The 14,612-nt window shown below is 66.0% G+C and carries 13 protein-coding genes; 9 read left to right on the forward strand and 4 right to left on the reverse strand.

From position 1 onward, the window contains the following. Positions 1 to 79 precede the first annotated feature (79 nt). The 4 genes from AB1411_04505 to AB1411_04520 are packed head-to-tail and all read right to left on the reverse strand — an operon-like array spanning position 80 to position 3,083. Positions 80 to 586 (reverse strand): shikimate kinase, encoded by a 507-nt coding sequence (locus tag AB1411_04505; GenBank protein MEW6542855.1) that lies wholly within the window; start codon positions 584 to 586, stop codon positions 80 to 82. Then, positions 583 to 1,437 (reverse strand): shikimate dehydrogenase, encoded by an 855-nt coding sequence (locus tag AB1411_04510; protein MEW6542856.1) that lies wholly within the window; start codon positions 1,435 to 1,437, stop codon positions 583 to 585. Before AB1411_04510 ends, AB1411_04505 begins: the two co-directional genes overlap by 4 nt. Positions 1,438 to 1,449: 12 nt before the next feature. Beyond that, entirely contained in the window at positions 1,450 to 2,202 is a 753-nt protein-coding gene (locus AB1411_04515) for a glucose 1-dehydrogenase (GenBank protein ID MEW6542857.1), read from the reverse strand. Then, complete coding sequence (locus AB1411_04520) at positions 2,199 to 3,083, reverse strand: tRNA (adenine-N1)-methyltransferase (protein MEW6542858.1); 885 nt, start codon at positions 3,081 to 3,083, stop codon at positions 2,199 to 2,201. The genes AB1411_04515 and AB1411_04520 overlap by 4 nt, the downstream gene beginning before the upstream one ends. Positions 3,084 to 3,251: 168 nt before the next feature. Between AB1411_04520 and AB1411_04525 the strand changes: the two genes are divergently transcribed. From AB1411_04525 to AB1411_04565, 9 genes are all read left to right on the forward strand, one after another. Then, the gene (locus tag AB1411_04525) at positions 3,252 to 4,580 is read left to right on the forward strand and encodes a nodulation protein NfeD (protein ID MEW6542859.1); all 1,329 of its coding nucleotides are present in this window, start codon (positions 3,252 to 3,254) and stop codon (positions 4,578 to 4,580) included. Between the two features lies 1 nt (position 4,581). Then, on the forward strand, positions 4,582 to 5,355 hold the full coding sequence (locus tag AB1411_04530; protein MEW6542860.1) for a slipin family protein: 774 nt from the start codon (positions 4,582 to 4,584) through the stop codon (positions 5,353 to 5,355). 52 nt (positions 5,356 to 5,407) lie between these two features. Continuing rightward, positions 5,408 to 6,100 carry a TrkA family potassium uptake protein gene (locus tag AB1411_04535; GenBank protein MEW6542861.1) on the forward strand — a complete coding sequence of 231 codons (693 nt, stop codon included), beginning with the start codon at positions 5,408 to 5,410 and terminating at the stop codon, positions 6,098 to 6,100. Positions 6,101 to 6,353: 253 nt separating this feature from the next. Continuing rightward, positions 6,354 to 7,616, forward strand: coding sequence for a sigma-70 family RNA polymerase sigma factor (locus tag AB1411_04540; GenBank protein MEW6542862.1), 1,263 nt, complete (start codon positions 6,354 to 6,356; stop codon positions 7,614 to 7,616). 134 nt (positions 7,617 to 7,750) lie between these two features. Next, positions 7,751 to 8,830, forward strand: a complete 1,080-nt coding sequence (locus AB1411_04545) for a trypsin-like peptidase domain-containing protein (GenBank protein ID MEW6542863.1) — start codon at positions 7,751 to 7,753, stop codon at positions 8,828 to 8,830. A gap of 106 nt (positions 8,831 to 8,936) precedes the next feature. Further along, complete coding sequence (locus AB1411_04550; protein ID MEW6542864.1) at positions 8,937 to 10,229, forward strand: cation:proton antiporter; 1,293 nt, start codon at positions 8,937 to 8,939, stop codon at positions 10,227 to 10,229. 175 nt (positions 10,230 to 10,404) lie between these two features. Beyond that, a complete protein-coding gene (locus AB1411_04555; protein MEW6542865.1) occupies positions 10,405 to 11,745 on the forward strand; it encodes an ArsB/NhaD family transporter in 1,341 nt (446 codons plus the stop codon). A gap of 318 nt (positions 11,746 to 12,063) precedes the next feature. Then, positions 12,064 to 13,302 (forward strand): glycosyl transferase, encoded by a 1,239-nt coding sequence (locus AB1411_04560; GenBank protein MEW6542866.1) that lies wholly within the window; start codon positions 12,064 to 12,066, stop codon positions 13,300 to 13,302. Next, positions 13,269 to 14,582, forward strand: a complete 1,314-nt coding sequence (locus AB1411_04565; GenBank protein MEW6542867.1) for a glycosyltransferase — start codon at positions 13,269 to 13,271, stop codon at positions 14,580 to 14,582. The genes AB1411_04560 and AB1411_04565 overlap by 34 nt, the downstream gene beginning before the upstream one ends. Positions 14,583 to 14,612 lie beyond the last annotated feature (30 nt).

The following is a 14,612-nucleotide window of genomic DNA, read 5'->3' on the forward strand; positions in this document are numbered from 1 at the left end:
GACGGGCAGAATGACCCCGGAAAAAGTCGCGCCATTGTAGCCGACGAGGTCTCCACTTGCAAGGCGGACTGCCGGCCTTCTACAGGTTGAGATTGGCCAGGATCGTTTGCACGATCTCGCCCACGGACTTGCCGTCGGTCGGCACCACGTGATCCGCCGCAGCTCGGTACTTGGGCTCCCGTTCCCGCAGCACCTCGCCGATCTCCTCGACGAACGACTTGGTGCCGGTCAGGGACGGCCGCTGCGTGTCGCCGCCGATGCGCTCGGCGATGGTGCGGACTTCCGCGGTGAGCCAGAACAGGCGGCCGTTGGCCTTGAGGCGGTCCACGTTCTGCTGTCGCAGGATCGCGCCGCCGCCGGTGTCGATGACCAAGCCGTCCTGGCCGGCCAGTTCGCGGCACACCTCCGACTCCAAATTCCGGAAATGCTCCCAGCCGAACCGCTGGACGATCTCGGGGATGGGCAGGCCGGCCCGTGTGACGATTTCGGCGTCGGTGGAGATCAAGCGGCGCTCCAGCCGCTGGGCCAGGGCTTTTCCCACGCTGCTCTTGCCGGTTCCGCGGTAGCCGATCAGGACGATGTTCATCGGAAGTGGGATTCGAGCACGGCCCGCATGACGTCGGAGGGAGCGGTCTGGCCGGTCCAGAGCTCGAACTGGCCGACCGCCTGGTTGAGGAACATCTCCAGTCCGGGGATCGTCCGGCAGCCGGCCGCCGCGGCCTCCCGAAGCAGCCGCGTCTCGCGCGGGTTGTACACGATGTCCATCACGGTCAGCCGCGGATTCAGCAGGCGGGCGGGCACGCAGGTCTCGTCGCCCTTGGGGTGCATACCGGTCGGCGTACAATGGATCAAAATGTCGGACCGGGCGATGGCGGCCCGGAGACGGTCGTCGGTGATCGGACCCTCCTCCGCGCGCAGGTCGGTCCGATCTCTCAGGTCCTTCACCAGCGCCGACCGCTCCTTCTCGTCGATGCCCAGGATGCTCAACGCGCCGACCCGCTTGCCGGCTCCCAGGGCGAAGGCGATCGCCCGCGCCGCTCCCCCGGAGCCCAGCATCAGGATCCGCGCGCCTTCGAGCGTCACGCCGGCCTGCTCCAGCGCCAGGACCGCGCCCGACGCGTCCGTGTTGTAGCCCGTCAGCCTGTCCCCGTCCACGACGATCGTGTTCACCGACCCGATGTGTCTGGCGGTTTGCTCCACCTCGTCCAGGAAGGGGATGATCGCGACCTTGTGGGGGATCGTCACGCTGAAACCGCGGAGGTTGCCGAGCGCCCGGATGCCGCGAACGGCGCCGTCCAAATCTTCCACTTTGAAGGCCAGGTAAACGAAGTTCAGCCCCAATTTCTGGAACGCGGCGTTGTGGATGAGCGGGGAGAGGGAATGGTCCACCGGGTTGCCGAGCAGTCCGCAGAGCTTGGTCTTGGCGTTGATCTCCATCTCCCCCTTCGTCTATTGGGCAGTCATCCCGCCGTCAATGGGGAAGATCGCGCCCGTCACCCAGGCGGATTCATCCGACGCCAGGTAGAGGATCAGCTTGGCCACCTCCTCCGGCGTGCCCGGCCTCCCGAGCGGGTACATGCTCATCGCCCAGGCCAGCTTTTCCGGATCGCCGATCAGCGGCGCCGCCATCGGCGTGTCCACCAGGCCGGGGCAGATGGCGTTGCAGCGGATGCCCTGCTTCGCGTAGTCGACGGCCAGACAGCGGGTCAAGGCGTCGAGGGCCCCCTTCGTCGCACTGTAGGCGGCGGTCAGCGGGATACCGACCAGGCCGGCAATCGAGGAGATGTTGACGATGGAGCCGCCGCCCGCTTTCAGCAGCTCGGGCACGGCGGCCCGGGTCATGCGAAAGACGCCGGTCAGGTTCACGGCCAGAAGATCGTTCCACGTCGCGTCGTCCTCTTCGTGCAGCTGCTTGCCGAAGGCCCCGATGCCCGCGTTGTTGACGAGGATGTTGAGCGCACCGAAGGCCCGCACCGCCTGCGCCACCGCCGATCGGGCGTGGGCTTCGTCGCTGACGTCGCCCGCCACGGCCAGGGCCCGGCCGCCCGCCTTCTGGATCGCCCCGGCGGCCTGCTCCAGGGGCTCCTTGCGCCGCCCGGTGACGACGACCGCGGCCCCTTCCCGGGCGAACAACCGGGCGGTCGCCTCGCCGATGCCGGTCCCCCCGCCCGTGACCAATGCCACCTTGCCCGTCAGTTTCATGGACGCTCTTGCCCCTCCCGTTCCCGATCGCCCTCGTCCGCTCCCTCTTCCTCAGGCCGGGGCTGGAGCCGGTCGCCTGCTGAGCCGCCGCTCCAGAGGCCCGGCTCGACCTTCCGGGCAACCGTGATGAATCCCGAGTGCGCCACCATCCGGTGGTCGGGGCGCACGCTCCGGCCCTGGATGTTCCACGTGCGCAGCAGGGTTTCGAAGGTCTCGATCAGTCCGAACACCGCAGCCCGTTCTAAAGCTTCCACCGTCTGCATGACCTGGGGCACCGTCGGCACGTAGCTCAGGAAGAGCCCGCCGGAGCGGAGCGCCCGGACCGCATGGGGCACCACCCGCCAGGGTTCGGGCAGATCGAGGACGATCCGGTCGAAGGTCCCGTCCGCTTCGGCGATGCCCTCGTAGATGTCCTGGCGTCGGACCGCCAGGGTCGGCGTCGGTCCGAGGTACCGCTCGATGTTCTTCATCGCCGTGCGGGCGAAGTCCTCGCGTGCTTCGTAGCTCACCACGCCCCCCTGCGGTCCGACGGCGCGGAGCAGGGCCATGGTCAGGGCTCCCGAGCCGGTCCCGGCTTCGAGCACGCGGGCTCCCGGGTAGATGTCGGCCCAGATCGTGATCATGGCCAAGTCCTTGGGGTAGATGACCTGGGCCCCGCGGGGCATCTTCAGCACGTATTCCCCCAGGGTGGGCCGGACCGCCAGCATCCGCCGCCCGCGGGAGAGCGTTACGAGCGATCCGTCCGCTTTGCCGATCACGTCGTCGTGCGCGATCGTTTCTCCGCTCAGTTGGAACGTTTCCCCGGCCTTGAGCGTCACGGCGTACTGCCGTCCCTTCTTGTCCACCAGGTGAACGCGCTCTCCGTTGCGCAAATGAGTCATGGTCCGCCATTCTAGCCCGGACGATTCCCGCCCGTCTACTGACGCCGCGGGCTCGTTTCTTGACACCCTGGGACGCGGGCCGTATCATCGGCTCTGACGCGGGGCCACTCTTTATCCCCTCCCATCGCGGCCCGGCGCGCCCAATCGAAGTCGGCGATGGGGCCTTCCATGATCAGACGGCGTTGCGCGTTCATCGTTTCCCGATCGGCCGTGGCCGGGCTCGTGCTCCTGGCCGCTGCCTGCACGGGCGTGGCGCACGCCGGGGGAGCGCAGCCGGTCGTCGTGGCCACCTACGACGGCGTCGTCAACCCGGTCACGGCCGAGTACGTACACGACGCGCTGGCGTTCGCGGAGACGAGCGGCGCGCAGGCCCTCATCGTCCGGTTGGACACGCCGGGCGGACTCGATACCTCGATGCGGGTGATCATCAAGGATTTCACGGGCGCGCGGCTGCCCGTGGTGGTCTACGTGGCGCCGTCCGGAGGGCGGGCCGCCTCAGCCGGCGTCTTCCTCACGTTGGCGGCTCACGTCGCCGCCATGGCGCCGGGCACCAATATCGGCGCCGCCCACCCGGTGGCGATGGGCGGGAGCGAGATGGACAAGACCATGAAGGAAAAGGTCGAAAACGACTCGGTCGCCTACATCAAGTCCATCGCGGAGCAGCGGGGGCGAAACGTCGCCTGGGCGGAGGATGCAGTGCGCAAAAGCGTATCAGCCACGGAAAAGGAGGCCCTGGCCCTGAAGATCGTGGATTTGGTGGCGGACGACCTCGACGGCCTGCTCGAGAAACTGGAGGGGCGGACCGTCGCGCTTGCCACCGGGTCCGTGGTGCTCAAGACGAAGGGGGCGACGGTGCGCGAGTTCCCGATGGGGTGGCGGCTGGAGCTCCTCCAGACCCTCAGCGATCCCAACATCGCCTACGTGCTCATGACGATCGGAACGATCGGGCTGCTCGCCGAGCTGTACAATCCCGGCGCCATCCTCCCCGGCATCGTGGGCGCGATCAGCCTCATCCTGGCCTTCTACTCGTTCCAGTCGCTGCCGGTGAACTACGCGGGCGTGCTGCTGATCCTTCTCGGGATCGTGCTGTTCATCCTGGAAGTCTCCGTGACCAGCTACGGCCTGCTGGCGATCGGGGGCGTCGTCTCGATGATCCTCGGGTCGCTGATGTTGGTGAAGGGCGGGGCCCCGTTTCTGCAAATTTCCTGGGCCGTCATCCTGCCCGTCGTCGGCATGGCGGCGGCCTTCACCCTGCTGGTGGTCGGCATGGGCATCCGCGCGATGCGGCGCCCGCCGCTGACGGGAGGGGAGGGGATGGTGGGGATGATCGGGGTCGCCAAGACGGCGGTCGCGCCCCAGGGGCGGGTTCTGGTTCACGGCGAGTTGTGGGACGCGGTCAGCGACCAGCCGGTGCAGCCGGGAGAGCGGGTGGAGGTCACCCGGCTGGAAGGGCTGACACTCCACGTGAAGCCCGCGTTGAGAAAAGGGGAGGCCTGACATGAATCTCATCTTCAGCCCGCTCACGGTTCTGATCCTGTTCGCGCTGGTCGTCGGCATGGGGTTCCACGTCCTGCGGGAATACGAGCGGGCCGTGATCTTCCGGTGGGGACGGCTGGCCCGCGGCCTCGTGGGAGGCACCGGGCCCGGCGTCGTGATCATCATCCCGTTCGTCGACAAGCTGGTCCGGGTCAGCCTGCGGACGGTCGCGATGGACGTGCCGCCCCAGGACGTCATCACGAAGGACAACGTGACGGTCAAGGTGAACGCGGTCATCTATTTCCGCGTGGTGGACCAGCAGCGGGCGATCGTGGAAGTCGAGGACTACCTCTACGCGACCTCCATGATGGCGCAGACGACGCTCCGCAGCGTGCTGGGACAGAGCCAGTTGGACGATCTCCTGTCCAGGCGGGACGAGATCAACACCGAGTTGCAGCGGATCATCGACCAGCAGACGGAGCCCTGGGGCGTCAAGGTCACGGCCGTGGAGGTCAAGAACGTGGACCTGCCCCAGGAGATGCAGCGGGCCATCGCCCGGCAGGCGGAGGCCGAGCGGGAGCGCCGGGCCAAGGTCATCCACGCCGAAGGCGAGTACCAGGCGGCCCAGCGACTGGCCGAGGCGGCTGGCGTGATCAGTCAGAATCCGGTGGCCTTGCAGCTCCGGTATCTCCAGACCCTCGTGGAGATCGCCGCCGAAAAGAATTCCACCACGATCTTCCCCGTCCCCATCGACATCATCACCCCGCTCATCAAGGGGCTGGAGCGGAAGGCCTAGGCGGAGGACCTCTGCGGGCGGGGACCTGACGACCATTTGGAGCGAGTGAGCCATGGCCAAACGTCAATTTGCGGTGATCGGGCTCGGCCGGTTCGGCTACAGCGTGGCCGAGACCCTGGTCAGGAAGGGATGCGAGGTCCTGGCGATCGACCTCGACGAGAGCAAGGTGCAGTCCATCAGCGACCTGGCGACCTTCGCGGTCCAATGTGACGCGACGGACGAGCGGGCGCTGCGGGCGGTCAGCACCCAGAACGTGGACGTCGCGGTGGTGAGCATCGGCGAGAACATCGAGGCCAGCATCCTGATCGTCCAGGCCCTCAAGGAAATGGGCATCAAGACCGTCATCGCCAAGGCCGTGACCAACGCCCACGGCAAGATCCTCACCAACCTCGGAGTGAGCGAGGTCATCTACCCGGAGCGGGACGCCGCCGTGCGGCTGGCCCACCGGTTGGTCTCGCCGAACGTGCTCGAGTACCTGGAGCTGGCGCCCGGCTACAGCATCGAGGAAGTGACCGTGCCGGACCGGCTCGCGGGGCTGCGCCTCGGGGAGACCATGATCCGCGAGCAGCACAAGCTCAACCTGATCGGGGTGAAGAAGCAGGTGACCAGGATGGTCAAGGGCCGGATGGTCAAGGACAACGTCTTCAACTTCACGCCGACCCTGGACGACGTCATCGAGAAGGGCGACGTGCTCGTGGTGATCGGCAAGGAAGAGGATCTGGACCGGTTCTGCGCGATGGAATAGCCCGCCCAACTTTCCTCCTTCAGTTGACCTCGCGCCCCTCGTGGCTATCTCTACTTCGCGCCGCACCCTGTTGGCCTGTGGGGTTTTGGACTCTCTCATGGGTTAGGCGCGTAACAATTGGGAATATTGGACGATTTTCGTTCGATCGTCCCAGGCGAATCCTTTGGGGGTCCGCCGGTCTCTAAACATCCATTAGGAATGGCAGACCGTAAAGCTGGAACGAGGGGGCGGGTAAACCGAAGTAGGCGAAATCATGGGAAAAGGGAATCTGACAGAGGACAGGCAGCGTGGGGCGGTCGAGCCGACTCGCCCGCTGGACCCGGAAGCGGACGACCCGGAAGCCAGCGACCTGCTGGAATTGATCGAACGGGATACGGCCGAGTCCGAGACGCCGGAGTCGAAGCCGGAACCGGCGGGGGCCGGGCGGGAAGAGGATGCCTCACTCGCGCTGGAGTCGGTCTACTTCCGGTCATTCGGCGAGCGGCCGCTGCTCAACCGGGAAGAAGAAGTCGAACTGGCCAAGCGGATCGACGAGGGCACGCGCGGCATCCGCGCGGCGCTCAAGGAAGCGGCAGGCCTCGCGTGCAAGCTCCGGAGGAACGAGAATCTGCAGGAGTCGCTGCAGTCCTTGCAGGAGATTCGGGGGCTCAGCGGGTTCTCCGCGATCGCGTTGAACCGGGCGGAGGCCTGTCTGGCGGCGCTTCAAGCCGAGGCCAGGGGGCCGAGCAAGGCTGCAGCGGCCAGGGTGAAGCAGTTGGCGGCTTGCCGGCGCCGGCTTCGCCAGTCGCGGACCCTGCAGGAGCAGGCCAAGGACGAGATGGTCCGCTGCAACCTGCGGCTGGTGGTGGACATCGCCAAGCACTACACCGGGCGCGGGTTGACCCTGCTCGATCTGGTTCAGGAAGGCAACATGGGGCTGATGAAGGCCGCGGAGCGGTACCAATACCGCAAGGGGTTCAAGTTCAGCACCTACGCGACCTGGTGGATTCGCCAGGGGATCACCCGCGCGTTGGCGGACCAGTCACGGACCATCCGGATTCCGGTGCACCTGACCGAGGCGTCGCACCGGATCGTGCGGACGTCGCGGCGGCTCGTGCAGCAGCTCGGCCGTGAAGTGCGGGTCGAGGAGGTGGGCAAGGTCCTCCGGACCAGCCCGGAGAAGATCCAGGAGACCTTGCAGGCGTTCCAGGAGCCGGTCTCGCTGGAAAATCCGATCGGAGACGGAGAAACGCTCCTCGGGGAGTTGATCGCGGACCGCCAGGCGGTCGCGCCGGACGCCCATGTCCATCGCACCGAGCTGACGAGGGAGATGGACCGAATCCTTGGAACGCTGACGCCGAGGGAGCAGACGGTGATCCGGATGCGGTTCGGAATCGGCCAGGACGAGCCCTTCACGCTCGAGCAGGTGGGCCAGCACCTCTCCGTGACCCGCGAGCGGATCAGGCAGATCGAAGCCAAGGCCATCAAGAAGCTCAAGACGCCGGAGATCAAGGAGCTGTTCGCCGCGATCCGGTGACGCGCTCAGGGGAACGGATGTCGGCACGACGGGCGAGGGAGCTTTTCCCCTCGCCCGTCGTCTTTTGAAGCCCCTTGAGACTTTGCCCGGTTTAGCCCACAATGCGCACCGTTCGAGGCCGAGGAGGCTCCTGCGTGGCCGTGGGACTCAATCGGATCGGGCGTTCCGCCCTGTGCGGACGCGGCCTGATCCTCGTTCTGATCATGACCTGCATCGGGACGTTCGCCTGCTCGACGGCCTCCGTCTCGGCCCAGAACGGTCCGGAAGCGGCAAAGACCAAGCCGATGTCGGTTCCGGAGGTGGTCGCGGCGGTCAGGCCCTCCGTCGTGACCGTCCTGACCAGGGGCGTGCCCCCCATTTCCAGCCAGCATCCCACGCCACCCGGTTCCGGGTCGGGCCTCATCATCGCCGAGACCGGCTACATCCTGACGAACAACCACCTGGTTGAAGGGATCGGGAGCGTGGTGGTCGGACTTCCGACCGGCCGGCTTACGCCCGGCCGGGTCGTCGCCAGGGACTTCCTGCTGGATCTGGCGCTGATCAAAATTCAGGCCAAGGATCTGGTCGCGGCCAAGCTGGGCCAGTCTTCCTCGCTCCAGATCGGCGAGACCGTGGTCGCGATCGGCAACCCCTTCGCCTTGCGGGGCGGGTCCACGGTCACGGTCGGAGTGGTCAGCGCCCTGGATCGGTCGATCCTGGCGCCCAACGGCGAGACCCTGTATGACCTCATCCAGACCGATGCGGCGATCAATCCGGGCAACAGCGGAGGGCCGTTGGTGGATCTGTCGGGACGGGTCGTCGGCCTCAACGTCGCCGTGGCGCCGGCGGCCCAGGCGATCAGCTACGCGATCTCGATCGACGCCGCTTTTCCCCAGATCCAGTCCATGCTCGTGCGCGGGACGGTGCTGCGGCCGGACCTGGGGTTCGTCCCGCTCACGGTGACGCCCAGCATCGTGGCCAGCTTCAGCCTGGAGGTGGATCGGGGCGTCCTCGCCGTGCAAGTGGAAGAGTCGCGGCCGGCCGCCCAAGCCGGCCTCCAGAGCGGAGACGTGATCACGGCGGTGGACAACGTTCCGCTCTACAACGTCGGCGACTTCTGGCACGCCTTTCTCCGGCCCGGTGAACAGGCCCCGGCCCAGCTCACCGTCCACGGGAAGAAAGGGCAATACACCGCCACCCTTCCCCGGCCGCTGCTCCTTCCGCCCTCCCGGTAGCGTCATTCCGATCGGAGCTGCCCGGGCGGTTGCCGCGTAGGCCGCAACTTGCTATATTCCGGCCGCGCGGATTCTCCTCACCTCCTTTTTCCTTCGGAGGCCTGCCATGGAGCAATTGAGTGTCCAGGCCGTCCTTGGCCTCGTCGGCTTCATCATCCTCATCGGCTTGGCCGGGGAGCTGTTCCTCAAGAAGACGGGCATCCCCAGCGTGTTGCTGCTCGTCGCCCTGGGCGTGATGGGCGGGCCGGTGCTGAACCTGGTAGAGCCGAGCCGGGTCCAGGTGCTGGCACCCTACTTCGGCACTCTGGCCTTGCTGATCATCCTGTTCGACGGCGGGCTCAATCTCCGGATCGCAAGGGTCCTGCGGGAAGCGCCGTTGGCCCTGGCCTTCACGGTCGTCGTCTTTTCCGCAACGGTCGGCGCGACGGCCTGGGTGTATGCGGGCCTTCTGGACCACCCTTGGCTCCACGGGGTCCTGCTCGGCGCAATCCTCGGCGGCACGACCGGCGCAATCGTCATCCCCGTCGTCTCCCATCTTGCCGCGCTGCGGAATGAGACGAAGGTACTGCTCAGCCTGGAGTCCGCGTTCACCGACGTCTTCGTCGTCATTGCGACGCTGGCGGTGATCGGCATGCTGACCACTCCCGCCGGGTCGGCCCACCTCGTCCGCGACGTGTTCCACGCCTTCTTCGACGCCTTGTTGCTGGCCGTGGTCACCGGCGTGCTTTGGGCGAGGCTCTTGACCTGGCTGCGTGGCCAGACCTTCTCCTACATGTTAACGCTCGCGGCCATCCTGGTGTTGTACGACGTGGCCGAGCTTGTCGGGGCGAATGGCGCAGTCACGATCTTGTTGTTTGGCATCGTGCTGGCGAATCTGGAGACGCTGGCGCGGCGTCTCGCCGGCCCTATCCGTCGTGCGATCGGGTACGAGTTGAATCAGGCCGAGTTCTCGATGGACGAAGCGCTTCGACGACTCAACGAGGAACTGTCGTTTTTGGTTCGGACGTTCTTTTACGTGTTGCTCGGCCTGATCCTGGACCTGTCGGCCATAACGTGGAGGGTGGGGCTGGTGGGCCTGCTCCTGTTCGCCCTCGCCGTCGTCGTCCGGTGGCTGGTGGTCGAGGGGTTCGGACGTCTCTGGTGCAATTGGAGTCCGGTCGAGCGGCGCGTAGCGGCCGCCATGCTGCCGCGCGGCCTGGCGGCGGCGGTGATGGCCTTCATGCCGGCCAGCGCCGGCGTCCAGGACACGGAGTCGTTCCCGATGTACGCGCTCAGCGTGATCGCGCTCTCTGTCGCTTACATGACGGTCGCGCTGGCGTTGGAGCGGCGCCGGGGCGCAGAACCCTCGGGGTCGGTTCCGGTCGAGCCCGCCTCGGTATCGGAGCCCGGTCGGTCATGACGGACGGGCCGAGACTCCGCAGCCCAGAAAGCAACGCCGCGACACGCTGCTCTCTGCGGATGGCTTTTCTCTGGATTCGGCGTCGGGGCCGCGCGGGAACCTCGGGCCCGGGAACCAGCCGGATGACCGGATGTGCCCCGGCCGGGTCGGCCGAGCGGTCGGAAGGGACTGCGTCGTGAGCGATTTCACGCTGGCCTTGCTCATCTTCGGGGTCGCCTACCTGGCGATCGTCACGGAGCGCATCCACAAGACCATCGTGGCCCTGTTCGGCGCCGCGCTCATGATCGGGGTCGGCGTCCTCACGCAGGAGGAGGCGTTTCACTCGCACGAGTACGGGGTGGATTACAACGTGATCTTCCTGCTGATCGGCATGATGGTCATCATCAACATTACCCGTAAGACGGGGCTCTTTGAGGTCTTGGCCATTTGGGCCGCCAAAAAGGCCAAAGCCCGCCCGTTCCGGATGCTGCTGCTGTTGGCCACGATCACAGCCGTCGTCTCCGCCCTGCTCGACAACGTCACCACCGTGCTGCTGATGGCGCCGGTCACGCTGGAGGTGACCAAGCGGCTGAAGCTGAATCCGGTGACGTTCCTGGTGGCCGAAGCGATCGCCTCCAACATCGGCGGCACCGCCACGCTCGTGGGCGATCCTCCGAACATCATGATCGCCAGCAAGGCGCACCTCGGCTACGTGGACTTTCTCGCGATGCTGATGCCCGTGACGGTCGTTATCATGGCCGCCTTCCTGGGCGCGCTCTGGCTGATCTTTGGACGGTCGATGGTCGTCGCGCCGGAATTGCGGCAAGCGATCCTCGCGCTCAACGTCAAGGATGCCGTGCGGCATCGCGCGGGGCTGATTCAATGCCTCGCGCTGCTGGCCCTTACGACGCTCGGTTTTTGCCTGCACGACTTGTTTCATCTCGAACCAGCGACGGTCGCGCTGCTGGGGGCCAGCCTGTTCATGCTGACCGACCAGGGCCGGAGCGGGAACGGCGGAGACGCCGAGTTGGACTACCTCACGCAGGTCGAATGGAAAACGATTTTCTTCTTCATCGGGCTGTTCATCCTGGTCGGTGGGCTGGTCAAGGTCGGGGCGATCCGTGCGCTCGCCGATCAGCTCGTGTCTCACACGTCCGGCAACGTCGCCCGCACGACGTTCACGGTGCTGTGGGGGTCTGCCATCCTCTCGTCGATCGTGGACAACATTCCATACGTCGCGGCCATGAACCCGCTCATCGTGGATTTTGCGCGGTCGCTGCATCCGGACGTCGCGGACTATACGACGCTGGTGCACCAGGCGGACATTCTCCCCTTGTGGTGGGCCCTCGCGTTGGGCGCCTGTCTGGGCGGAAACGGGACCTTGATCGGAGCCACGGCCAACGTGGTGATCGTGGACATGGCCAGGCGTGCCGGCTACCCGATCAGTTTCTGGCGGTTTCTCGCCTTCGGCTTGCCGGTGATGCTGGCGTCGGTGGCGATCAGCCACCTCTATCTATGGCTGTGCTTTTCCCTGTAGCGTCGAACCCGCCGCGCAGGGCGTAACGGACGATCCGTGCGGCGGATGGGGACGGCGCGGTTCGATCCGTCGGGATCGGTCGGCTGGAAGCGGGCTGTGTCGAGGCTTCGGGGAAAACGGAAGTTCCCTGACGTGACACGATCCACCCGGTCGGGCGTGTCCCGCGGGACGCGAGCCGGATACTTCTACGTAAACCGAAGGGATGGCTCGACGTGAGATCGAGCCGGCACGGGCGCAATCGGGTTGACTTAGGCTCCGGATCGTTTCAGACTATCGGGAGAAAAGCCGTGAGCCTTCCTACGGCTGTGAGGTGCGGAGATGTCCGATTTCCATCAGAACGGCGTGGTGGCCGTCTTACATCGGCTCGGACGGCCAAACCTGGAACAGCTTGAAGCCGAGCTGCAACGACACGCGACCACCAATCCGGTCGCGTTGGTCCTGCCGTCGCTCTACTCCGAGTTGGAGCGACCGGCCCTCAAGGGGATCGTCGAGCACCTGAAGCAGGTCACCTACCTGAACGAGATCATCGTCGCACTGGGGCAAGCGTCGGCCCTGGAGTTTCGGCGCGCCAAGGAATATTTCAAGGTGTTGCCGCAGGACGTCCGTCTCGTGTGGGTGGACGGCCCTCGCATCCAGGACATCCTCAAAAGCCTCGTCGAGCACGAAATTGACATCGGTCTGCCGGGGAAAGGGCAGTCCTGCTGGATCGCATTCGGGTACGTGCTGGCCCGCCGCCGAAGCAACGTGATCGCCCTGCACGACTGCGATATTCTCAGCTATAGTCGCGAATACCTGGCCCGCCTGTGTTATCCCATCACCAACCCGAATCTCGGCTATGAGTTCTGCAAGGGCTATTACAGTCGCGTGACGGACCGCATGCACGGCCGGGTCACCCGTCTCCTCATCACGCCGTTGCTTCGCAGCCTCCAGCAACTGGTGGGGGCGCAGCCGCTGCTGGCGTTCCTCGACGGGTTCCGCTATCCCCTGGCCGGCGAGTTCGCCATGGTCAAGGATCTGGCTTGGATCAACCGGATCCCGGGCGACTGGGGCCTGGAGGTCGGCGTGCTGGCCGAGGTCTATCGCAACTGCGCGCTGCGTCGGATCTGCCAAGTGGACATCGCAGACGCCTACGAGCACAAACACCAGACCCTGTCGGCGGACAACCCGGAGGCGGGGCTCCACAAGATGTGCGTAGACATCACCAAGTCCCTGTTGCGGAACCTGGCGAGCGAGGGGGTGGTGCTGTCGGAGGAGCGGCTCAAGACGCTGCGCGCGACCTATCTCCAGGCGGCCCAGGAAACTATCCGGCGCTACGAGGACGACGCGGCCATCAACAGCCTGAAGTTCGACCGGCACGAGGAGCGGACCGCGGTCGAGGTCTTTCTCAAGGGCATCAAGCTGGCGTCGGAGGATTTTCTGAAGGACCCGCTGGGCGTGCCGATGATTTCCAACTGGAGTCGCGTGGCCGCCGCGATGCCGGATATCTTCGGCCGGCTCATCGAGGCGGTCGAGGACGACCGCGAGTGGGATCCGGCAGCCGCAAGCGGGCAGGCCTGAGCATGACCGTCGCGGCAACACCCTTGACCTCGGAGACCGAGAGCAGGGTTCAGGAGATCGGCGAGGCCGACGTCCTGGTCGGCATTCCCAGTTTCAACAACGCCGGCACGATCGAACACGTGGTCCGGGCCGTCAGTGCCGGGCTCGCCAAGTATTTCCCCGCCGCGCGCGCGGTCCTGGTCAATTCGGACGGGGGCTCCTCGGACGGCACTCCCGACGCGGTCGCCCGAGCGATCGTGGACTTCGGCGCCATGCTCATCAGTGAGCGCCAGAGTCGCCTGCACAAGATCATCACTCCTTACCACGGGATTCCCGGCAAGGGGAGCGCATTCCGGACGATCTTCGAGATTGCGCGGCGGTTGAAGGCCAGGGCCTGCGCCGTGGTGGATTCGGACTTGCGCAGCATCACGCCCGAGTGGATCGAGCTGCTGGTTCTGCCCGTGCTGAAAGAAGGCTATGACTACGTGGCCCCCTATTACCTCCGCCACAAGTACGACGGCACGATCACCAACAGCATCGCCTACCCGCTGACGAGGGCCCTGTACGGGCAGCGCATCCGCCAGCCGATCGGCGGCGACTTCGGCTTTTCGGGACGGCTCGCGGAGCACTACCTGGACAAGCACGTCTGGGAGTCGGACGTGGCGCGGTTCGGCATCGATATCTGGATGACGACGGAGGCGATTGCCAGCGGCGCGCGGGTTTGCCAGAGCTTCCTCGGCGCCAAAATCCACAACCCAAAGGATCCGGCCGCGGACCTCTCCGCGATGCTGGTGCAGGTCGTGGGCGCCCTCTTCGCCCTGATGGAAGAGCACCAGGCGGTCTGGGCCAAGCTGGAAGCGTCGAATCCGGTCAAACTGTACGGCTTTCAGTACGAGGTGGCCGTGGAGCCGGTCAACGTCAACGTGGAGCCCATGGTCCACACGTTCCATCAGGGCCTTACCGACCTGGAGCCGATCTGGCGGCAGATGCTGGCTCCGGAGACGCTCGGAGAGCTCCTGCCGCTCAAGGGTTGCCCTCTGCGGGAGTTCCGCATCCCGGATGACCTCTGGGCCCGCATCGTCTACGATGCGGCCCTCGCCCATCACCGCCGCACCATGCCGCGCGAGCATCTCCTCCGGGCGCTCACGCCGCTGTACCTGGGACGCACCGCCACCTTCGTCCTTGAGACCCAGGCGCTCACCACGACGGAGGCCGAGGGCCGGATCGAAACGCTGTGTCAGGTGTTCGAGAAACGCAAGCCGTACCTGGTCGGACGATGGCATGAATCAGCCAACAGCTAACAGCCTCCGGCATTAGCTCGGCGGACAGGC

The sequence above is a fragment of the Nitrospirota bacterium genome, from assembly GCA_040757595.1.
In the GTDB taxonomy this organism is placed as follows: domain Bacteria; phylum Nitrospirota; class Nitrospiria; order Nitrospirales; family Nitrospiraceae; genus JBFLWP01.